At 72.1% G+C, this 21,179-nt stretch carries 16 protein-coding genes; 6 read left to right on the top strand and 10 right to left on the bottom strand.

The window, feature by feature from the left end:
• The first annotated feature begins 69 nt into the window (after positions 1-69).
• The 6 genes from ACZ79I_RS36455 (at position 70) to ACZ79I_RS36430 (ending at position 10,723) form a co-directional block, all read left to right on the top strand.
• Positions 70-4,476: a cation-translocating P-type ATPase gene (locus ACZ79I_RS36455; RefSeq protein ID WP_471503518.1), complete on the top strand. Its 4,407-nt coding sequence runs from the start codon at positions 70-72 to the stop codon at positions 4,474-4,476.
• Between the two features lie 194 nt (positions 4,477-4,670).
• Positions 4,671-5,573 (top strand): LLM class F420-dependent oxidoreductase, encoded by a 903-nt coding sequence (locus tag ACZ79I_RS36450; RefSeq protein ID WP_471503516.1) that lies wholly within the window; start codon positions 4,671-4,673, stop codon positions 5,571-5,573.
• 78 nt (positions 5,574-5,651) lie between these two features.
• Positions 5,652-6,218 carry a cysteine hydrolase family protein gene (locus tag ACZ79I_RS36445; RefSeq protein WP_471503514.1) on the top strand — a complete coding sequence of 189 codons (567 nt, stop codon included), beginning with the start codon at positions 5,652-5,654 and terminating at the stop codon, positions 6,216-6,218.
• A 461-nt stretch (positions 6,219-6,679) separates the two neighbouring features.
• A complete protein-coding gene (locus tag ACZ79I_RS36440; protein ID WP_471503512.1) occupies positions 6,680-7,999 on the top strand; it encodes a bifunctional o-acetylhomoserine/o-acetylserine sulfhydrylase in 1,320 nt (439 codons plus the stop codon).
• Positions 7,996-9,231 (top strand): homoserine O-acetyltransferase MetX, encoded by a 1,236-nt coding sequence (gene metX / locus ACZ79I_RS36435; RefSeq protein ID WP_471505449.1) that lies wholly within the window; start codon positions 7,996-7,998, stop codon positions 9,229-9,231. The genes ACZ79I_RS36440 and metX overlap by 4 nt, the downstream gene beginning before the upstream one ends.
• A gap of 304 nt (positions 9,232-9,535) precedes the next feature.
• A complete protein-coding gene (locus tag ACZ79I_RS36430) occupies positions 9,536-10,723 on the top strand; it encodes a sensor histidine kinase (RefSeq protein ID WP_471503511.1) in 1,188 nt (395 codons plus the stop codon).
• Between the two features lie 52 nt (positions 10,724-10,775).
• Here the strand turns inward: ACZ79I_RS36430 and ACZ79I_RS36425 are convergent, their stop codons facing one another.
• From ACZ79I_RS36425 to ACZ79I_RS36380, 10 genes are all read right to left on the bottom strand, one after another.
• Positions 10,776-10,970 (bottom strand): hypothetical protein, encoded by a 195-nt coding sequence (locus ACZ79I_RS36425; protein WP_471503509.1) that lies wholly within the window; start codon positions 10,968-10,970, stop codon positions 10,776-10,778.
• Positions 10,967-12,031, bottom strand: coding sequence for an alpha/beta fold hydrolase (locus tag ACZ79I_RS36420; protein WP_471503507.1), 1,065 nt, complete (start codon positions 12,029-12,031; stop codon positions 10,967-10,969). The genes ACZ79I_RS36425 and ACZ79I_RS36420 overlap by 4 nt, the downstream gene beginning before the upstream one ends.
• A 302-nt stretch (positions 12,032-12,333) precedes the next feature.
• The gene (locus ACZ79I_RS36415) at positions 12,334-13,515 is read right to left on the bottom strand and encodes a macrolide family glycosyltransferase (protein ID WP_471503505.1); all 1,182 of its coding nucleotides are present in this window, start codon (positions 13,513-13,515) and stop codon (positions 12,334-12,336) included.
• Positions 13,516-13,550: 35 nt separating this feature from the next.
• A complete protein-coding gene (locus tag ACZ79I_RS36410; RefSeq protein ID WP_471505446.1) occupies positions 13,551-14,537 on the bottom strand; it encodes a Gfo/Idh/MocA family protein in 987 nt (328 codons plus the stop codon).
• Positions 14,534-15,931, bottom strand: coding sequence for an NDP-hexose 2,3-dehydratase family protein (locus ACZ79I_RS36405; protein ID WP_471503503.1), 1,398 nt, complete (start codon positions 15,929-15,931; stop codon positions 14,534-14,536). Before ACZ79I_RS36405 ends, ACZ79I_RS36410 begins: the two co-directional genes overlap by 4 nt.
• 46 nt (positions 15,932-15,977) lie before the next feature.
• A complete protein-coding gene (locus ACZ79I_RS36400) occupies positions 15,978-16,721 on the bottom strand; it encodes an NAD-dependent epimerase/dehydratase family protein (RefSeq protein ID WP_471503501.1) in 744 nt (247 codons plus the stop codon).
• A gap of 43 nt (positions 16,722-16,764) precedes the next feature.
• On the bottom strand, positions 16,765-18,069 hold the full coding sequence (gene rfbH, locus ACZ79I_RS36395; RefSeq protein WP_471503499.1) for a lipopolysaccharide biosynthesis protein RfbH: 1,305 nt from the start codon (positions 18,067-18,069) through the stop codon (positions 16,765-16,767).
• 2 nt (positions 18,070-18,071) lie between these two features.
• On the bottom strand, positions 18,072-19,070 hold the full coding sequence (locus ACZ79I_RS36390; protein ID WP_471503497.1) for an NAD-dependent epimerase/dehydratase family protein: 999 nt from the start codon (positions 19,068-19,070) through the stop codon (positions 18,072-18,074).
• The gene (gene rfbB, locus ACZ79I_RS36385) at positions 19,057-20,043 is read right to left on the bottom strand and encodes a dTDP-glucose 4,6-dehydratase (protein ID WP_471503495.1); all 987 of its coding nucleotides are present in this window, start codon (positions 20,041-20,043) and stop codon (positions 19,057-19,059) included. The genes ACZ79I_RS36390 and rfbB overlap by 14 nt, the downstream gene beginning before the upstream one ends.
• A complete protein-coding gene (locus ACZ79I_RS36380; protein ID WP_471503493.1) occupies positions 20,040-21,107 on the bottom strand; it encodes a glucose-1-phosphate thymidylyltransferase in 1,068 nt (355 codons plus the stop codon). Before ACZ79I_RS36380 ends, rfbB begins: the two co-directional genes overlap by 4 nt.
• Positions 21,108-21,179 lie beyond the last annotated feature (72 nt).

Raw genomic sequence — 21,179 nt, 5'->3', positions numbered from 1 at the left:
TTCGTGGCTACTCGCGCAGGAAGGGACGTTCCGGGCCCGGGGTGGGGCGGATGAGGCAGGTGATGCGCTGTGGCACTGCTGCCGGGAGGCGGCCTGGTGCGAGCCGCGGTGTCATCCGCCGCCGGCGCACTGCGGGGCCGCGACACCACACGGCACATACGGCACTTCGAGGGGCGCGCACACGTCCCGGTACGGGGGCTGCGCGAGGGCGACCTGCCCCACCCGTCGGCGGCCAGGCTCGTCGAGGACGTGGAGCGGCGGCTCGCGGAGGTGCCCGGCGTGGTCTGGGCCGCGGCGAACACCGTGCTCGGGCATGTCGTCGTCGCCACCGAGGGCCCCTCGGACGCGGCGGAGACCGTGGCGGCCCTGATCGAGGCGGTCGAGGCGGTCGAGGAGGCGCACGGTGCCGACCACCCGCTGCCCGACCATCCCCTCTCCGGCGGGGCCTCCCGGCGGGCGGCATGGGCGGTGGCCGTGCAGGTGGCGGCCGCGCCCCTGGCCGCCGCGGCGGGACTGACCCGCCGTGCTCCCCTCCCTGCCCAGGCCGCGGCGCTCGTCCCGCTCGTCGACGTCCATCCGCGGCTGCGTCGCCTGGTCGAGCGGGCGGTCGGCACCGACAACGCCGGACTGCTGATGGCCGGGCTGACAGCGATCGGCCATGCCGGCTCCGGCGGTGTGCTCGGGGTCGGCGTGGACACCGTCCGGCATGCCTTGCGGGTGGTGGAGGCCAAGGCGGAGCACGCGTCCTGGGCCGCGGCCGAACCACGTCTCACGGGCACCGCCGCCGCCGGCTCCCACGGGGCGGCGCCGCCGGCACCGGCACGGAAGACGCCGCTGCGGCCGGGACCGGTCGAACGCTACGCGGACCAGGTGCCCCTGGTGGCGGCGGCGACCTTCGCCGGCTCACTGCTCGTCACCCGGCGCCCCGGAAGGGCCCTCGGCGGCGCCCTGGCGGCCATCCCCAAGGCACCTCTGCTGGCCCGAGAGGGCTTCGCCTCGGCCTTCGGCAGGGGCCTGGCGCGCCGGGGGGTCCTCGTGGCCGAACCCGATGCCCTGCGCAGGCTCGACCGTGTCGGCACGATGCTCCTCGACACGGATGTCCTGGCCACCGGGTCCCACCTTCTGGCCGATCTGGTCCCCCTCGACGAGGACGTGCCCGCGGGAGAACTCGCCGCGCGGGCCCATCGGCTCTTCGACGGCGCCACGCCCGAGCGGCTGTCCCGGCAGGGCGAGTGGGCGCTCGGGCCGGTCGAGCGGCTGCCGCTGCAGGGACGTACCGGGACGCAGGAACGGGAGCGGCTGCGCCACGACGGCGCGCGGCTCGTGCTGGGGCTGGCACACGGACGCCGTCTGCTCGCCGTGATCAGCGTGGTGCCGCAGATGCACGAGTCCGCCGACGCCTTCGTGCCCGCCGCCCACGACGCCGGGCTGACCGTCGTGACCGCGGGTCCGCACACGGCCGACCCCGCCGTCCGGGATGCCGACGCGGTGCGTGACGCCGGCGAGGGCCTGCTCGCCTCCGTACGGGCCCTCCAGCGGGACGGCGACGGTGTCCTGCTGGTCTCCCGGGACCGGTCCGCCCTGCGGGCGGCCGACGTCGGGGTGGGGATCTCCGGCCCGGACGGGACCCCGCCCTGGGGCGCGGATCTGTACATGGACTCCGATCCGCTGGCGGCCACCGTCGTCGTGCGGGGCTGCCGCGGCGCGCGGGACAGTGCGCGGCGCGGTGTGCGGCTCGCCCAGGTCTCCGCGGCCGTCGGTGCGACGGCGGCGCTGACCGGACGGCGGCAGCGGTCCGCCGCGCGCGGGGTGACGGCCTTCAACGCGGCGGCCGCGCTCGGCATCGCCGCCGGGGTCTGGTCGGCGGTACGGCTGCTGCGGCTTCCCCCGCCCCTGCCCGCCGAGTCCCGTCATCCCTGGCATGCCATGGACCCGGCCACCCTGCTCTCCCGGACCGGGAGCACGGCCGGTGGACTGTCGGGCGAGGAGGCGCGGAGGCGTGGTGCCGTACCCGGCGAGCGCGCGCCCTCGTCGTCGCTCGGCCGGGCCTGTCTCGCCGAGATGGCCAACCCGCTCACGCCCGTGCTGGGCGCGGGCGCGGCCATGTCCGCGTCGGTGGGTGCCGTCCTCGACGCCGTCGTCATCATGGCCGTCACCGCGGTGTCGGGGCTCTTCGGCGGCTTCCAGCGGCACCGGACCGCCCGTGCGGAGGCCCGGCTGCGGCGCGAGTCGGCCGTCGTGGCGAGGGTTCTGCGGGACGGGACGGAGACCACCGTTCCCGCCCAGCACCTGGTCGTCGGCGACGTGGTGGACCTGGGCGCCGGTGATGTCGTCCCGGCCGACGGGCGTCTGCTGGAGGCGCACCATCTGGAGGCCGACGAGTCCGCGCTCACGGGCGAGTCGCTCCCGGTGGCCAAGGACGTCGCGCCGGTGCTGGCGTCGGAACTCGCCGACCGTACGTCCATGGTCTACGAGGGCACCACCGTCGCGGCCGGGCGTGGCCGCGCGCTGGTGGTCGCGACCGGCGCCGCGACCGAGGCGAGCCGGGCGGCCGCGGTGGGCCGGGGTGCCGCGCCCGCCGTCGGTGTGGAGCGCCGGCTGGCCCGGATCACCCGCAGTGCCCTGCCGGTGGCCCTCGGCTCGGCCGTGGCGGTCGTGGTGGCCGGCGCCCTGCGCGGGCGCCGTGCCCGGGACACGGTCGGCGCGGGTGTCGGCCTGGCCGTGGCCAGTGTTCCGGAGGGGCTGCCGTTCCTGGTCTCGGCGGCCCAGCTCGCCTCCGCCAGAAGGCTGTCCGCCCGGGGGGCCCTGGTCAGGGATCCCCGCACCATCGAGGCCGCCGGCCGCACCGACGTGCTGTGCTTCGACAAGACCGGCACCCTCACCCATGGGCACATCTTCCTCGTCGCCGTCGCGGCCGACGGCGACAGCCGGCCCCTGGAGTCCCTCGGCGACGAGCAGCGCGCCGTCCTGGCCGCCGCGCTGCGGGCGACACCGCGCCCGCACGGCGGCAACGGACTGGAGCACGCGACCGACGGCGCGGTCACCGACGGCGCCCGGGAGGCGGGCGTGCGCCGGGCGACGGGCGCACCGGACTGGCGGCGGCTCTCCGGCCTGCCGTTCGAGCCGAGCCGCGGTTTCCACGCCACCCTGGGCCGGTCCCGGGAACGCCGCATCCTGTCCGTGAAGGGAGCCCCGGAGGAGGTCGTCGCGCGCTGCGCCACCCGCGCCGGCCGGCGGTTGACGGAGGAGGACCGCGCCGACATCCTCACCACCGGCGAGAAGCTGGCGGCCGAGGGCCATCGCGTCCTGGCGGTCGCCGAGCTCCGCGACGCCGCCGACGGGAGGCTCACCGACGAGGCGGTGGGGGGCCTCGGCTTCGTCGGTTTCCTCGCGTTCGCCGACCGTGTGCGCGGCACCGCCGCGGACGCGGTGCGCCATCTCGCGGACGCGGGAGTGCACATCGTGATGATCACCGGAGACCATCCGAGCACCGCCGGCAAGGCCGCCGCCGACCTGGGGGTCCTGGACGGCAGGCGGGTGGTGACGGGTGCCGAACTCGACGCCCTGGACGACCGCTCGCTCGACGCCCTGCTGCCCGAGATCGGGGTCGTCGCGCGCGGCACCCCGGTGCACAAGGTCCGCGTGGTGCAGGCGTTCCAGCGGCTGGGCCGCACCGTCGCGATGACCGGCGACGGCGCCAACGACGCGCCCGCGATCCGGCTCGCCGACATAGGGATCGCGTTCGGGGTGCGGGCCACTCCGGCGGCGCGCGCGGCGGCCGACCTCGTCGTCACCGACAACCGGCTGGAGACGGTGCTCGCCGCGCTCGTCGAGGGCCGCGCCATGTGGGCCTCCGTGCGCCAGGCCCTGGCGATCCTGGTCGGCGGCAACCTGGGGGAGATCGCGTTCACCCTCCTCGGTGCGGCCGCCACCGGGACATCGCCGCTGACGGCCCGTCAGCTGCTGCTGGTCAACCTGTTCACCGACCTCGTCCCGGCCATGGCCGTCGCGCTGCGCCCGCCCCGGCCGGAGGCGGCCGAGCGCATGCTCCACGAGGGACCGGAGGTCTCGCTCGGCACGGCCCTGACCGAGGAGACGGTCTGCCGCGCCGTGGCCACCACGCTCGGTGCCGCCTCGGGCTGGCTCGCCGCCCGGTTCACCGGCCGCGGCCGCCGCGCCCGCACCGTCGCCCTGGTCGCGCTCGTGGGCACGCAGCTCGGCCAGACCCTGCTGGCCGGGGGCCGGAGCAGGGCGATCGTCCTCTCCTCGCTGGGCTCCCTGGCCGCCCTGGCGGCGGTCGTCCAGACGCCGGTCCTCAGCCAGTTCTTCGGCTGCACCCCCCTCGGGCCCCTGGCCTGGGGCATCGCCCTGTCCGCTGCTGCGGCGGCGACGGTGGGCTCGCTGTTCCTCCCGGCGCCGATCGCCCGCATCCGCGCGGCGCTCCCCCAGCGGCCGCCGGCCGTGTCCACGGCGTAGCCCGCCGAACGCGGCCGCACGGTCCCGGAGTGTGCGCGGTGGTGCGGCCTCTCGAGGAGTACGCCAGGGTGCCTCCGGCGTGGAATACGCACCGGCGGCCGCCCGTTGGGCTCTGCTGGGGTCCGGGATCCGGGTGACGCGGGGCAGGTCACACGGACCGGACGCGGCACCGAAGTACGGAGGGAACGGACCCGATGGGCAACGTCACGAGCGAGGACCGCGAAGGCCCCCTGAAGGGCTCCCTGAAGGAGACCCTCGGCGCCTACGGCATCTGGAGTGCCGGACTGCGTTCGGAGGACCCCGGCAGGCGGGGCGAACTGGCCGAGGCCGCCGCCGAACTGGAGGAACTGGGCTTCGGCGCCGTCTGGCTGGGCCGCAGCAGCACCGTGCGCCACGCGGTACCGCTGATCGAGGCGACCTCTCGGCTCACCGTGGCGACCGGCATCCAGAGCATCTGGCAGTACGGGGCGGCCGAGACCGCGGCGCGCTTCACCGAGCTGGAGTCGGCGCACCCCGGGCGCTTCCTGCTCGGACTGGGCGTGAGCCATGCCGCGCTGACGGAGCGGTACCGCCGCCCGTACTCGGCGATGGTCGAATATCTGGACGCACTCGACGCCGCGGGCGTGCCCGCCGGGCGCCGCGTGCTGGCAGCGCTCGGCCCGAAGATGCTGGAGCTGTCCCGCGACCGCGCCGCAGGCTCCCACCCCTACCTGGTGACGCCCGGGCACACGGCCCGGGCCCGCGCCGTCCTGGGCGGCACTCCCCTGCTCGCACCGGAGACGAAGGTGGTCCTGGACACGGACCCGGACCGCGCCAGGGCGACGGCCCGCGGCAGCCTCGCCCTCTACCTGGAGCTGCCGAACTACACGACCGCCCTCCAGCAGTTGGGCTTCACGCAGGACGACTTCGCGCGCGGCGGCAGCGACCGCCTGGTCGACGCGCTCTTCGCCTGGGGGGACGACGAACGGATCCGGGAACGGATCGAAGCCTTCCGCACGGCGGGCGCGGACCACATCGCGCTGCAGGTGATCGAGGACGGCTCCCGCGACTCCCTTCCCCGGGCGGCCTGGCGCCGTCTGGCGGGACTGCTGCGCTGACCGCGTGCCAGGGCCGTTGTCAGTGGCCCCGTCTACGGTGAAGTCGACACGGATCCGTGACGAGAAACCGGAGCACCCATGACGACGCTGCCCAACCGGCCGCACACCGCATTGCTCGTCATCGACGTCCAGAACGGGGTGGTGGCAGGCTCTCCCCACCGCGACAGCGTGATCGCGAACATCAACACCCTGATCGACAGGGCGCGCGCGGAGGGCGCGCCCGTGGTCTGGGTGCAGCACTCAAGCGACGAGCTCAAACCGGACAGTGAGAGCTGGCAGTACGTGCCGGAGCTGGTGCGTCGCGATGCGGAACCGCTTGTCCACAAGACCTACTACGACTCGTTCGAGGACACCGAGTTGGAAGCGGTGCTGGCCGAGCGCGGAGTGGGGCGGCTCATCGTCACCGGCGCCCAGACGGACGCCTGCATCCGCTCGACCCTGCACGGCGCGCTCGTCCGCGGGTACGACGTGACGCTGGTCGGCGACGCGCACACGACGGAGGACCTCACCGCGTTCGGCGCGCCGGCCCCGGAGCAGGTGATAGCGCACACCAATCTCTACTGGAAGTGGCAGAGCGCGCCCGGGCGCCGAGGGGGGACCGTCGGCACGGCGGAGGTGAGCTTCGCGGCGGCCGACGCGGGCTGACCGGGGCCGCGTGGCGAGCCAGACCGTCACCGGGGAAGCCACCGTCCGCCCGGCACCGCTCCGCGCGGACCCGATCACGGCCCAGGTGCCCGAGCGCATCCGCCCGAGCGCATGACCTTGACCGCGGATGCCCGAAAGCGCGTCCCGGCATGTGAGACGACCGGGGTGAGCTGGTGCGGTGATGCGCCCATGTGGTTATCTGTCTCCATGACCGTGCTTGTGACCCGCCGCCACGTTGACTACGTGCGTGTCACCACCACGTGTTGTTGCGCCGTGAGCTGACGCCGCGCTCCGGCATCTGATCAACCCCTTTCCCATCGCGCCCCGCTGAGCGCTGCCCTCCCCGGGTGTGCGTGCCCGCGTCGTGCGCTTCCTTCACCCGGCGTCCTTTTCGCCTTACATCCGCATTTGCCTCTTTCTACATTCTCGGGCGTCCACGATGCCCTGCGCAGGGGAGAACCATGAGCCAGCCGTTCGGACCGGACACATCCGCCTGGTCCTTCGAGACCAAGCAGATCCACGCCGGCGCCGCGCCGGACCCGACGACCGGGGCCCGGGCGACGCCGATCTACCAGACCTCGTCGTTCGTGTTCCGGAACACCCGGCACGCCGCCGATCTGTTCGCGCTCGCCGAGCCCGGCAACATCTACACCCGCATCCACAACCCCACCCAGGACGTGTTCGAGCAGCGCATCGCCGCCTTGGAGGGCGGGGTCGCCGCCGTGGCCGTGTCCTCCGGGCAGGCGGCGGAGACCCTGGCGATCCTCACCCTGGCGAGCGCCGGCGACCACATCGTCTCGAGTACGTCGCTGTACGGGGGCACGTACAACCTGTTCCGGCACACGCTGCCGAAGCTGGGCATCGAGGTGTCCTTCGTGGACGACCCGGACGACATCGACGCCTGGCGGGCGGCGATCCGGCCGGGGACCAAGGCGTTGTTCGCGGAGACACTGGGCAATCCGCGCGCGAACGTGCTGGACGTGCGGGCGGTCGCCGACGCGGCGCACGAGGCCGGGGTTCCGCTCATCGTGGACAACACCGTGCCGACTCCCTATCTGCTGCGGCCCATCGAGCACGGCGCGGACATCGTGGTGCACTCGGCGACCAAGTTCCTCGGCGGGCACGGCACGACCATCGCGGGTGTCGTCGTCGACGGCGGCACCTTCGACTTCGGGGCGCACACCGAGCGGTTCCCCGACTTCACCGAGCCCGACCCGAGCTACCACGGCCTGCGGTACTGGTCCGCCCTGGGCCCCGGTGCCTTCGCCGTCAAGCTCCGGGTGCAGCTGCTGCGCGACCTGGGACCGGCCCTCGCGCCGCACTCCGCCTTCCTGCTCCTGCAGGGCGCCGAAACGCTCAGCCTGCGCATGGAACGGCACTCCGCGAACGCCCAGGCCCTGGCCGAGTGGCTGGAACAACGCGACGAGGTCGCAGCCGTCCACTACCCGGGGCTGCCGTCCAGCCGCTGGTACGGCGCGGCGCAGCGCTACCTGCCGCGCGGCGCGGGCGCGGTGCTGTCCTTCGAGCTGCGGGACGGCGTCGAAGCGGGCAAGCGGTTCGTGGACGCCGTCGAGCTGTTCAGCCATCTCGCCAACATCGGCGACGTTCGCAGCCTGATCATCCACCCGGCGTCCACCACGCACAGCCAGCTCGACCAGGAGCAGCTCGCGGCCACCGGCACCTCCCCGGGGCTGGTGCGCCTCTCGGTGGGCATCGAGAACCTCGCCGACCTCAAGGCGGACCTGGAGGCCGGGTTCCGCGCGGCGAAGGGCGCGTCCTGAGCACCGTACTGACGCCTTCGCGGGTCCCCCTCCCGCCGGCCTCCGGGGGCTGGCGGGAGGGGGACCCGCCCGGGCGTCGCCGGTGGTATGTGCGCGAGGGGCCGCTCGTCTTGGAGGCGGGCGGTGAACTGCCGGGCGTACGCCTCGCGTTCGAGACGTGGGGACGGCTCGCACCGGACGCGTCCAACGCCGTGCTCGTCCTGCACGCCCACACCGGCGACAGCCATGTCGCCGGCCCCGCCGAGCCCGGCCACCCCACTCCCGGCTGGTGGGACCGGCTCGTCGGCCCGGGGCGCGCGCTGGACACCGACCGCTGGTTCGTGGTCGCTCCGAACGTGCTCGGGGGCTGCCAGGGCAGCACCGGCCCCTCCTCGCTGCGCCCCGACGGACGACGCTGGGGCGGCGACTTCCCGTTTCTGACACAGCGCGACCAGGTCGCGGCCGAAGCGGGCCTGGCCGACGCGCTGGGCATCGACCGCTGGGCCCTGGTGGTCGGCGGCTCGATGGGCGGGATGCGGGCGCTGGAATGGGCCGTGTCGCATCCGGAGCGCACGGCCGCGCTTCTGCTGCTCGCCACCGCGGCCGCCGCGAGCGCCGAGCAGATCGCCTGGGCCGGCGCCCAGTTGCACGCCATCCGCTCCGACCCGCACTGGCGTGACGGCCACTACCACGACACCGGTCAGGGACCGGACGCCGGACTCGGCCTGGCCCGTCGGCTCGCCCACATCACCTACCGCAGCGAGCCCGAACTCCAGGCCCGCTTCGGCCGTTCACCGCAGGGCACGAAGGACCCGTGGCACGGGGGCCGGTACCAGGTCGAGTCCTATCTCGGCCATCATGCGGCCAAGCTGGTGCGCCGCTTCGACGCCGGCAGCTACGTCGTGCTGTCCGAGGCCATGAACAGCCATGACATCGGGCGCGGCCGCGGCGGTGTGCGCGCCGCCCTGCGCCGGGTGACCGCGAGGACCCTGGTGGCGGGGGTCGACTCCGACCGCCTCTACCTTCCGTCCCAGCAGGCGGAGTTGGCGGCGGGCATCCCCACGGCGGACCGTCTCAGGGTGATCGAGTCCTCCTGCGGCCACGACGGCTTCCTCATCGAGACGGAGCAGGTGGCCGCGCTCGTGAGGGAACTCCTCGCGCAGGCGGCGCCACCGGTCACCGCCCGGTCCGGTCACCGTGCGACGCCCGGCGGGTCACAAGTCTCCGAACAGTTCCTGACAGGTACTCAATAAGCTTCTCCCATAAGGCAAATGCTCCGCATCAACTCCTGTCACTCCGGGCATCATCTGGCGGTGGACACGCACAGACTCTCCGGGCCGCGGGTCGGCCTGCCCGCACGCGAACGGTCCACCCACGATGCGGAGTTGAGCTTGGTTTCGCTCACCGTCCGAGGGTTGGTCTCGTTGCTGCCCGGATGTCACACCCTTGACTTATCATCTGCGCAGAATGGCGCACACAGTTGCGAGAGGCCGTGCGATGATCGACAGCCACGACCGTTCCGACAGTGCGGACGAGTCACGGGGCAGACATGAGGCGGTGTCCCCGCCCAGACCCAGCAGCGGTCTCCCCGCCCCCCGGCTGGCGCGCACCATCCTCATCGCCGCGCTGCTGGGCTACGCGCTCTTCACCACCACCACCATCCTGAGCGCCGGTGTGTCCCGGGCGGCCAAGACAACCGGTGTGCTCCTCCTCCTGGCGGTCCTCGCCCTGCAGCTCGTCCACTCCGCGCCGGGCAGCGGCCGGGCGCTTCTGCCCCAGAAGTGCCTGACCCTGAGCATCCAGACACTGCTGACCTATCTGCCGCTCGCGGTGTTCCACGCCTCCTGGGGGACGGTGTCCGGATACCTCGCCGGTTCCGTGCTGCTCCTCCTGCCGCCGCCGGTGGCCTGGCCGCTCTACGGGATCACGGGGCTGAGCATGCTGACCCCGCCCGTCCTCGAAGGCCGGCCGCTCATCGACGGCATCCACCTCGCCGAGACCTCGCTCCTGACCGGACTCGTCGTCTACGGACTCACCCGGCTGACGGAACTGATCACGCAACTGCACGCCGCCCGCGGGGAACTCGCCCGCCAGGCAGTCGCCAGAGAACGGCTGCGCTTCGCCCGGGACCTCCACGACCTGCTCGGCTTCAGCCTCTCCGCGATCACCCTGAAGGGCGAACTGATCCACCGGCTCATCCCGGCGCACCCGGCACGCGCGATGAAGGAGATCAACGAGGTCCTGAGCATCGCCGGACAGTCCCTCGCCGATGTCCGCAAAGTCGCCAGCGGGTTCCGCGAGATGTCACTGCAGCAGGAGATCAAGACGGCCCGCTCGATGCTCGACGCCGCCGGCATCGACGTACGGACGGAGGTCCGCCTGGGGGCGCTCTCCCCCCAGGTGGACACCGCGCTCGCCACCACACTGCGGGAGGCCGTCACCAATCTGCTGCGGCACAGCGACGCCTCACGCTGCGGCATCCGGGCCGTCCAGCAGGAGGGCCTGGTCCGGCTGGTGGTCGAGAACGACGGCGTCGATCCCGCCTACCACGACCCCTCACCGCACGGGGGCAGCGGACTGGGCAATCTGCACGCCCGGATGACCGCGGTGGGCGGACGGCTGGAGTCGGGGCCCGGGACGGACGGCACATTCCGGCTGCTGGCCGAAGTGCCGGCGAAAAGGCCGCCGGAGACGACCGCGGAGGTGCGGCACATCATGTTCCCGCCCAATGGATCAGCCGCCTGATCGCATCCCGGCGAGGGCTGCGCCACCGGCCGCGGTTGCGGGGCCACCCGCGTCATGGTCCCCCGTGCAGGGAGGTGACGGCGGCGTTCGCCGTACGCTCCGAGGGGAACCGGTGCGCGGAGGGCCTGTGGTGAACAGCCGTCAGGTCGTCCTCGGTGATGCCGAGTGAGGCCAGCGTCTGCCACGGCCGCACCGTGCCGCAGGCGGTTGTGGAGGTCGCCTCGCGGTCGTTCCCGCGCTCACTCATGAGGGTCTCTCACCGACCAGGGAACGGGACGCCTGCCGGGGGCCGCGGCGCGCGAAGCGCAGCCACAGCAACTGGGAGAAGAGCCAGCGCCGCATCGCACCGAGATGGGCGGGCGAGCCGTGCACGTCGTCGAACGTCTTGAACCGGACATCGTCGAGCGTGCGGCGCAGCAGCGCCTGTTCGCTGCCCGGGATGATCTCGTCGCGGCTGCTGGCGACGTACCGGACGGGAATGCGCACCTGCCGAAGCCGCTCCGGCGTGAAGGCGAAACCCGGCAGGCGGTGACGCAGTTCGGTGAGGTCCGCGCTGCCGGTGAGGCGGCGCAGGGTGTCGGCGGTGATGCCGGGCACACGGGGCCACCAGTCCTCGTCGGCGAAGAAGCCGGCGACGGGTGCGCCCACGGTCAGGACCCGGCGGATGCGGGGGTCCTCGGCGGCGGCACGCATGGCGAGGTGGCCGCTGAAGCTGAGGGCGAGCATCGAGGTGTCACCGACCTGGGCGCGGTCGGCGAGCCGGTCGAGCAGGAAGCTGAGGGTGCGCCAGGACTCGGGGCCGTAGGTGACGGTGTTCTCGCCGACGCCCGGCAGTTCGGTGACGACGGCGGCGAAGCCGAGCCTGCGCAGCAGGGGCAGCAGCGGCGCCCACTGTTCCTTCACGCTGACGATGCCGCCCATGACGACCAGCAGCGGGCGGGGCCTGTCGAGCCCGGCGGCCCAGCAGGCGACGGTGCCGTCGGAGTGGTCGAACTCCAGGCGCTCGATACCGTCCTGGTCGCGGCGCCACTGGTCGAAGGTGTCGACACAGAGCTGCTGGGCGAGGACGCGATCGGCGTCGCCGTGGTAGGGGAAACGGGCGAGGGCGTAGTGCCGGCACGCGTCGAGGAGGTCGCCACGAGCGGCGGCGGCCCGGCCCTCTGCGGTCCACACCGCGGCCCAGGAGCCGGGATCCCCGGTGGTGTCATTGGTGACACGGGTGAGGACACGTGCGGCGTGCTCGGCCGTCATGCCCTGGCCGCGGGCGTGCAGACGGGCGAATTCCTTGAGCTCTTCCAGATGGTCCATGATGTCGGATCACCGTCCCCGGTCAGTGGAGTGCGCCGTCGGGACGGCGCGGACCGAAGCCGAAGGCCCGGTCGACTGCGATGTGCCCGGTCCGGCCGAGCCCGGCGGGCAGCCGCCACCGGGAGGCCGTGGGTGGTGGCCCGGCAGCCGGCGGGCCGGCCGCCGGGCGCGGTTCGTGCGGCCCGTTGCGGCTGCGGGCGGAGGTGGGCACATCCCCAGTGTTCCGCCGTCCCCTTGTGCCCCGCTTGTACGAGGCGGGTTCGGCTCGGTACCGGTCGGGACGCAGGTCGTGGCGGCGGCGCTCAGCCCAAGCGGGCCAGGTACGCCTCGACGGCGTCGGCGGCGACGGCCGGACCATTGACGGAACGCATACGCTCCCGCACGGCCCGCACCCGGCCGGTCACGGACGCGTCGCCCGTCACCTGGGCCGCGACGTCGCGCAGGCTGTGCACCGTGACGTCCTCCTTGGCCAGAAGACGGCCGAGACCCAGCTCTTCCACGCGCAGGCCGTTCGCCAGCTGCTCGCTCGTCTGCGGCACCACCACCATGGGCACACCGTTGTGCAGTGACTCCATGGTGCTGTTCATGCCGCCGTGCGTGATGAACAGCCGGGCGTGGCGCAGCACGTCCAGCTGTGGCGCATAGCGCCGTACGTCGACGTTCGCGGGCAGCGGTCCGAGCCCGGCGGGGTCGGTGTGGTCACCGACGGTGATGAGGACGTCCCACTCGGAGTCGCCGAAGGCTTCGATGGCCATCGAGAAGAACTCCGGCCAGCCCCTCGCGGAGGTGCCGAGCGAGATCAGCAGAACGGGCCGGTCGGGCGAGGCCGGCCGCCAGGTGCCCTGGTAGGGGCGTTCGACGATGCAGGGCCCGGTGAAGACGAACCGGTCGTCGAAGGTCTCGCCGGCGTACTGGAACTCGCGCGGGAGGAAGATGATGCCGAGCTTCTCGATGTTCGTGAGGAAACCCATCGGGTCCGCGGGCAGTCCGAACTGGGGCAGCACCGCCGCGAGTTTCTTCGCCGCTTCGATCATCCGCGGATCGTTCAGCTCCGCCACGGGGAACTTCTCCCGGATCGAGAAGTGTTCGTTCGCCCCGAACACCGGAAACGTCCGGATCAACGGAATGCCGTTCTCGGCGGCGAGGAAACGCGCGCCCCATGCCATGAAGTCATGGACGATCACATCCGGCCTGTTCTCCCGGTAGAACGGTGCGACCTGTTCCACGAGGGCCACGCCTTCGTTCAGGCACCGTAATCCCTCTCCCGCGTTCTCGTCGGCGGTCAGGGGGGCGCGGTAGAAGTCGCCGAAGACCGAGTCGTATCCGACCGGCTCGGCCCCGGCGGCCTTCACGATGGGAGCGAAGTGCCCCGTCACCGTGCAGGTGACGCGGTGGCCTCGTTTCACCAGTTCCTCGACCACGCCGACCGTGGGGTTGACATGGCCGACGGCCGGAAAGTTGAAGAAAGCGATGTGGCGTTGCACGAGTGTCTCCTTCCGAGAGACCGGGTGGCGACCGCTCACCCGGTTCCGATGGGTTTTCCGTGCGCGGCGGACCGGCGTATCGCGTCGAGGAGTTCTGCCTGCCGCAGGGTGTCGCGGGTGTCCGGAGAGGTTCCGGCGCGCACCGCCGAGGCGAAGGCTGCGACGGTGGCCGCCACCTGATCGTGGGGTTCCAGCCGGATCTCCTCGTCCTTCCCGTCGCGGTGGAGACCGATCACGGGGACATGGTCGGCGGGCGGGGTGAACGCCCGGTCGACGGTGATGCCGCCCTCGCTGCCCCACAGTTCGTACGACGAGCGGTAGGCGTGCTCCATGCCGAACGTGATCTGAGCCGTGACGGGGCCGGGAGTGCTCAGCAACGCGGCGCCGGAGGTCTCGACCTGCCGTCCCGCTCCCTGGACGAGACGGGCGCCGACGACGTCGAGTTCGGGCCCCAGGAAGTGCAGTGCGGCCCGCAGCGGGTAGATCCCGACGTCCGCCAGTGCCCCGCCGCCGAGTTCCGGGTCGTATCTGATGTCACCGTCCGGGAGCGGCGGAATCGTGAACGCCGCGTGGAACGCGCGGAGTTCGCCGATCGCGCCGTCGGTGACCAGGCGCTGTACGGCCCGGTGCCGGTGGTGGTGGACGAACATGACGTTCTCCATGAGCACCAGGCGGCGGGCGCCGGCGAGTTCGAGCAGCTCTCCGGTGCGGTGGCGGTCGGTGGACAGGGGTTTCTCGGCGAGGACGTGCCGGCCCGTGCTCAGTGCCGCCTCGGTCCACTGGGCGTGCAGGGCCGCGGGCAGCGGCACGTAGACGGCCTGGATGTCGTCCAGTTCGAGGAGTTCGCCGTATCCATGGACGGGCCGGCAGCCGAAGCGCTCCGCGACCTGCCGCGCCTTGGCCGGGTCACGGCTGGCCACTGCCGCGATCTCGATGTCGGGGCTGGCCGCGAAGGCGGGAAGCATGCGGCGCACCGCGATGCCCGCGCATCCGATCACCCCCACGCGCACGGGGCCGGTCATCGGGTCCTCACCGCGGTCGCGTTGAGGCACGCGAGCATGGTGCGGGCCTGTACGTTCAGGTAGTGGCCGTGCCGCACCAGGGACGTGAGCTGCGCGGGGGTGACCCAGGCGTAGCCGGGCGGCGGGTCCAGCGGAGCCTCGGCCTCGTCCGCCTCGATGACGAGGTAGCGGCTCTCGGCGTTGAGGAAGCGGCCGCCTTCCTCGGAATGCACGGCCTCGTAGCGGATGCGGTCCGCGCGGGCGCGCAGCACCGTGTCCAGGAACGGGGGGCGCTTCGTCTCGGGCAGATGGGCGTAGTTGTCCGGCGTGTACTGCACGGTCGGCCCCAGCTCGACGGTGTCGAGGAAGCCGGCCTCGACGCGGGCGTGCACCAGCACATGCGGGACACCGCCGAACGCGCGGGTGAGGAAGGCGGTCACGCCCAGGCCGACCGGCTCGAACAGGGGCTGGGTCCAGCCCGTCACCTCGCGGTTTCCCGCCCGTACGGACACGGCCACGACATTGAAGTAGCGGCCTTCCTCGTGCTCGATCGTGCTCTCGCCGCGCTTCCAGCCGGGAATGGAGTCCAGCGGGACGCGTTCGGCCCGCACGCAGTGCCGTGTGCGCTCGCCCGTGATCCAGGACAGCAGGGCGATGTCGGAGAGCAGCGCGCCGTCCGAGGCGTCCCCGAAGGGCAGGCAGGACAGCACCGTACGCGAGTCCATGTTGACCACGTTGTCCCGGTGCAGCAGCTCGCCGATCTGGCCGAGGGTGAGCCAGCAGAAGTCGTCCAGCAGCGGCACGTCGCCGACCGCCTCCACGATCATGTTGCGGTTGGACTTGCGGTAGAACCACGAGCCGTGCTCGGACTGGAGCACGTCCGCGATGATCCGGCCCCGGTCCGGCCCGACGAAGTACTCGATGTACTTGACGTCCGCGCCCTTGTGGGCCTTGGTGTAGTTGCTGCGGGTCGCCTGGACCGTGGGCGAGAGCTGGAGCAGGTTGGGGTTGCCCGGCTCCATCTTCGCCTGCATCAGGAAGTGCAGCACCCCGTCGAACTCCTTGACGAGGATGCCGAGGACACCCACCTCGGGCTGTTTGATGATGGGCTGGTACCAGTCGGCGTACGGGCCGTCGCCGTGCGGTTCGCCCTCCTCCGTGACGTGCAGGCCCTCGACGGTGAAGAACCGGCCGCTGCGGTGCACCAGGTTCCCGGTGGCCTCCTGGAACGACCAGCCGTCCAGCTCCGCGAACGGTATCCGGTCCACCCGGAAGGTATGGGCCCTGGCCCGTTCGGCCAGCCAGTCGTCGACATGCTCGGTGCGCAGGTGCGCGCCCTGGGCGGTGGCGGCCGACAGTGCGATGCGGGCGGGCAGGTTCTTGCTCTCACGCGTCTGGAGGGTGTGGGTCGGCATCGGAGGAACTCCCCGCCTTTCTGGGTGTGCGTACGCGGCCGCCGGGTCAGGCATGTTCGGCCGCGATGAAGTCGTCCAGGACCCGGCGGTAGTAGCCGGGGCCGAAGCCCATGTCCGCCACTTGGGGGACCAGGGCGCGTAACTTCTCCGTGGAGATGGCGTAGCGGACACCCGTGTCCACGTACTCCTTGCGCGGCGTGAGCCGTAACAGGCGGGCGAGGTGGTCGACGATGTCTTCCACCGGGGCGGCGAACCCGGAGGCCACGTTGACCGTGTCGGCCCGCAGACCCGCGGCGAGCAGCCGGTCGATGATCGTGATCGCGTCGCTGACACGGATCAGGTCGCGGGTCGCGCCCCGGTGCATGGACACCACCCCTTCGCGTACCTGACGTAACAGCGTGGGCATGAGCTGGTGGTACCGCCCGTGCGGGCCCACCAGGTGCCCAAGACGGAGGATGAGGTGGTCGACTCCGGAGGCGCGCAGTTGCTCCTCGAGCGCGAGCTTGTGCGCGCCGTAGGGGGTGTAGGGGGTCACCGGGGTGTCCTCTCTGCCCGGCCCCTCGGCTAACCCGTACATGCCGGTTGCGGCCGTCGAGAAGAACAGCAGCCGTTGCCCGGTCGCCGCGCACTGCTTCGCGACATCGCGCAGCAGCGCGACCTCCCGCGCGAAGTCCGCGTCGGTGGCGCCGCTGGTCCGGGACTCCCCCGCCGCGAGGGCCACGGTGTCCGGATGCCGGCCGGCCAGCGGACGCAGACTGCGCGCCAGGAATCCGGTTCCCACAATGTCCATCGTCGTCGCCCCTGGTCTCTGGATGGGAGGTGGCCCGTCGGGATCAGCCGTGCTGGGCCACGAACTCCTTGATCGTGGCGGCCATGTAGTCGAGCATCTCGTCCGTGAGCCCCGGGTAGACACCGATCCAGAAGGTGTGCTCGGTGATGATGTCGCTGTTGGTGAGGTCGCCGACGATGCGGTGGGGCCGGCCGATGTAGGCGGGCTGCCGGGTGAGGTTGCCGGCGAACAGCCGCCGGGTGCCGATCTTCCGTTCCTCCAGGTGGGCGACCAGTTCGGCGCGTGTGAAGCGGGCCTCGGGGTCGACCGTGATGACGAAACCGAACCAGCTCGGCTCGGACCGGGGGGTCGGCTCGGGGAGCAGGAGGCCCGGCACGCCGTCCAGGGCCTCGCGCAGCCGGCGCCAGTTGCGTCGCCGGGCCTCGATGAAGCCGTCGAGCTTGGCGAGCTGCGCCAGGCCCAGCGCCGCCTGGATGTCGGTTCCCTTCAGGTTGTACCCCACGTGGGAGAAGATGTACTTGTGGTCGTACCCGGCCGGCAGGTTGCCCATCTGGTACTCGAACCGCTTGAAACAGGTGTTGTTCTTGCCCGGTTCGCACCAGCAGTCCCGCCCCCAGTCGCGCAGCGACTCCACGATGCGGGCCAGGCCGAGGTCGGAGGTGAGGACGCAGCCGCCCTCGCCCATCGTGAGGTGGTGCGCGGGGTAGAAGCTGACCGTGGTCATGTTGCCGAAGGTGCCGGTGATCCGGCCGTCGTAGGTGGAGCCGACCGCGTCGCAGTTGTCCTCGATGAGGAAGAGGTCGTGGTCCTTGGCGAGCTGGGCCACCTCGGCGACCTCGAAGGGGTTGCCGAGCGCGTGCGCGATGATGATCGCCCGCGTCTTGGGGCCGATCGCCCGCGCCACCCGGTCGGCCGTGGTGTTGTACGTGGTCAGGTCCACGTCCACGAAGACCGGTATGAGCCCGTTCTGCAGGATCGGGTTGACGGTGGTGGGGAATCCGGCCGCCACGGTGATCACCTCGTCGCCCGGCTGCAGTCTCCGGTCACCGAGCTGGTGCGAGGTGAGGGCCGACACGGCGAGGAGGTTCGCCGACGAACCTGAGTTGGTCAGATGGGCCTTGCGCCGCTTCAGTCGCTTGGCGAAGGCGGACTCGAACTTCCTGGAGCTGGGCCCCGCGGCGATACGCATGGTCAGGGCGGCCTCGACGATGGCGACCCGGTCCTCTTCGTCCAGGACCGCGCCGGAGGGCCAGATCTCGGTCACACCGGGCACGAACTCCCGGTCGGGCGCCGTCTCCCGGTGGTATCTGCGGACCGTGTCCAGCACCAGTTCCTTGTTGTCGCTCATCGTCATGTCCTTCCGTTGACTGGCACCGGCACCGCCGCCGCGAGCAGGTCGCGCAGCGAGGCGTCGAGGGTGCGCCGCGGCCGCCATCCCAGGAGCCGCCGCGCCCGTGAGACGTCGAGTTGCTGCCACTCCACATCCGCGCGGGGGGAGTGGCCGGGAACGGTCTCGACGACCGGGAGGTCCACGCCGCTGAGTTCGACCATGCGGTCGATCAGCGCATGCATCGGGACCGCCTCGCCCCGGCCGATGTTGACCACGTGGCCGCCGACGTCGGCCCCCGGCGCGGTGGCGGCGGCCCGTACCGCGTCGACGACGTCGCGCAGGTCCACGATGTCGCGGTGGGCGCGCAGCGGCGGGAGCCTGAGCTCGTCCGGCTTCTCGCCCCGGGACCTGGCACGCGCGGCCTCACCGAGGTGGGCGGCGACCATGCCGAAGAGGCTGCCGGCCGGCGCCCCGGCACCGATCACGTTGGCGAGGCGGAGTACCACACCGTCCAGGCCGTGTTCCGCCGCGGCCCGGAGGACGGTGCGCGTGCCGAGGAGTTTGGTGCGCCCGTACGGGGTGACGGGAGCGGGCTCATGATCCTCGGAGGTGCCGGCGCCCGGGGTGCCGGCACCGTACTCGTGGACGCTGCCGAGCTGGATCAGCCGCGGCGGGTGGGGCAGTTCGGCGAGTGACTGCGTGACGCGGGCGACCAGTTCCGCGTTGCCGGCGGTCATCTCGGCCTCGTCGGCCCGCCAGGCCCGGCCGGCGGCGTTGACCACCACGTCGGGCCGCACCGAACCGAAGAAGCCGGTGAGTTCCCGTGGGCCGGCCGCCAGCAGGTCCATGGGAACGAGGCGCGCATCCGCCGGGCCGTCCCCGGCCGGGCTCCGCGACACCAGGTGCACCAGGGCGCCGTCGGCGTGGAACGCCTCCGCGATGCTGCGGCCCAGGTAGCCGGTGCCGCCGAGCACCACGACTCGGCGCCCGGCCGCCGCGCCGCCGTCAGCCGTCCGCACGGCCGGCCCCGTACTTGACGGTCTTCCACCAGTCGGGATGGTCCCGGTACCAGGCCACCGTGGCGGCCAGGCCCTCCTCGAACCCGGTCAGCGGCACATAGCCCAGCTCCTCGCGGATCTTGGACTCGTCGATGGAGTACCGCAGGTCGTGCGCCTTGCGGTCCGGGACGTGGCGGACCATCTCGGCTCCGGAGCCGGTCAGTTCGAGCAGACGCTCGGTGATGGCGCGGTTGGTCCGCTCGTTGCCGCCGCCGATGTTGTAGATCTCGCCGGCCCGGCCGTCGTTGAGCACGAGGTGGATGCCACGGCAGTGGTCGTCCACGTGCAGCCATTCGCGGATGTTGCGTCCGTCGCCGTACAGCGGCACCTGCCGTCCTTCCAGCAGGTTGGTGACGAACAGCGGGATGAGCTTCTCGGGGTGCTGGTACGGCCCGTAGTTGTTGGAGCAGCGCGTGATGGAGAGGTTCACTCCGTGTGTGCGCCAGTAGGTGCGGGCGACCAGGTCGGAACAGGCTTTGGAGGCCGCGTAGGGGGTGTTGGGCAGCAGCGGCCAGTCCTCCGTCCAGGAGCCCTCCGCGATCGAGCCGTACACCTCGTCGGTGGAGACGTGCACGACCCGCTCGACTCCGCTGTCCAGTACGGCGTCGAGCAGCGTCTGGGTGCCCAGGACGTTGGTGCGGAAGAACTCTCCCGCGCCCTCCAGCGAACGGTCCACGTGGGACTCCGCGGCGAAGTGCACCACGGCGTCGTGTCCGGGCAGCAGTTCGCGCAGCAGGCCCGCGTCGCAGATGTCGCCCCTGACGAACTCCAGACGCGGGTGCGAGGCCGGCAGGTTGTCGCGGTTGCCGGCGTAGGTCAGCTTGTCCAGGGCGGTGACGCGGGCGTCCTGCCATCCCGCGTAGCGGTTCGCGAGGAGGTTGCGGACGAAGTTGGAGCCGATGAAACCGGCTGCCCCGGTGACGAGGATCCTCATGCCGCGACTTCCACTCGGGTGTGGTCTCCGACGACCAGGCGGTAACGGTCCGTGCTCTGCCTGGTGGTGCCGACGCAGGCGGAGCGGCCGATGAGGGAACTGCTCAGGCCCTGGACGCCGGTGACCGACGCCCCGTCCAGAGCGATGGAGTACTCCAGCCGGCTTCCGGTGACCGCGCAGCCGCGTCCGATGGACGTGTGCGGGCCGATGTGGCTGTCCTCCACGACCGTGCCGGCACCGATGATCACCGGCCCTTCGATACGGGAGCGCACGATGCGCGCCCCCTCTTCCACGACGACGGGTCCGGCCAGCACGCTGGCGTCGTCGACCTCACCGTCCACGCAGGGCCGCAGGTTCTCCAGGATGTGCTGGTTGCACTCCAGGACGTCCTCGACGTTCCCGGTGTCCTTCCAGTAGCCCTCGTACTGGGCCGCCCGCACATCGGCTCCCGCAGACACCAGCCACTGGATCGCGTCGGTGATCTCCAGCTCGCCGCGGGCGCTCGGCTCGATGGCCTCGACCGCCTCGTGGATGGTGGCGGTGAAGAAGTACACGCCGATCAGGGCCAGGTCGCTGCGTGGCTGCTGCGGCTTCTCCACCAGGCGCAGCACCTCACCGCCGGGACCCAGTTCGGCCACGCCGAAGGCGCGCGGGTCCGGAACCTTGTAGACCACGACATGGGCGGCCGGGCGGTGCGCGGCGAACTCCTCGGCGATGCCGGCGATCCCCTCGGGCAGCATGTTGTCGCCGAGGTACATCACGAAGTCGTCGTCGCCGAGGAAGTCCCGGGCGATGGCGACGGTGTGGGCGAGTCCGAGCGGAGCCTCCTGCCGGATGTAGGTCAGACGTGCCCCGAACCGCGATCCGTCCCCGAGCGCCTCGCGGATCTCCTCGGCGCGGTCGCCGACGATGACCCCGACCTCGGTCACGCCCAGTTCCAGGACGTTCCTCAGGACGTATTCCAGGACGGGCACGTTCGCTATCGGGATGAGCTGTTTGGGCATCGAGTAGCTGAATGGCCGTAGGCGGGTGCCCGATCCGCCGGCCAACACCAGAGCCTTCATGGGAGGTCCTCTCGATTCATGTGGTGATGCCGCTTCGATCCGGTGCGCGGTTCGCAGCCCTCGGCCGTGCGC

This window comes from Streptomyces sp. PSU-S4-23 (genome assembly GCF_055632315.1).
Note: the sequence above shows the minus strand (reverse complement) of the source record. Positions and strands in the feature narration are given on the sequence as shown.

Excerpts from the sequence above, each read along its gene's own strand:
- ACZ79I_RS36420 (WP_471503507.1), bottom strand. The coding sequence starts at position 12,031 with ATGGACCATCTGGAAGAGCTCAAGGAATTCGCCCGTCTGCACGCCCGC.
- ACZ79I_RS36425 (WP_471503509.1), bottom strand. The coding sequence starts at position 10,970 with ATGAGTGAGCGCGGGAACGACCGCGAGGCGACCTCCACAACCGCCTGC.
- ACZ79I_RS36410 (WP_471505446.1), bottom strand. The coding sequence starts at position 14,537 with ATGACCGGCCCCGTGCGCGTGGGGGTGATCGGATGCGCGGGCATCGCG.
- ACZ79I_RS36380 (WP_471503493.1), bottom strand. The coding sequence starts at position 21,107 with ATGAAGGCTCTGGTGTTGGCCGGCGGATCGGGCACCCGCCTACGGCCA.
- ACZ79I_RS36405 (WP_471503503.1), bottom strand. The coding sequence starts at position 15,931 with ATGCCGACCCACACCCTCCAGACGCGTGAGAGCAAGAACCTGCCCGCC.
- ACZ79I_RS36445 (WP_471503514.1), top strand. The coding sequence starts at position 5,652 with ATGACGACGCTGCCCAACCGGCCGCACACCGCATTGCTCGTCATCGAC.
- rfbH (WP_471503499.1), bottom strand. The coding sequence starts at position 18,069 with ATGAGCGACAACAAGGAACTGGTGCTGGACACGGTCCGCAGATACCAC.
- ACZ79I_RS36400 (WP_471503501.1), bottom strand. The coding sequence starts at position 16,721 with ATGGACATTGTGGGAACCGGATTCCTGGCGCGCAGTCTGCGTCCGCTG.
- ACZ79I_RS36450 (WP_471503516.1), top strand. The coding sequence starts at position 4,671 with ATGGGCAACGTCACGAGCGAGGACCGCGAAGGCCCCCTGAAGGGCTCC.
- rfbB (WP_471503495.1), bottom strand. The coding sequence starts at position 20,043 with ATGAGGATCCTCGTCACCGGGGCAGCCGGTTTCATCGGCTCCAACTTC.
- ACZ79I_RS36440 (WP_471503512.1), top strand. The coding sequence starts at position 6,680 with ATGAGCCAGCCGTTCGGACCGGACACATCCGCCTGGTCCTTCGAGACC.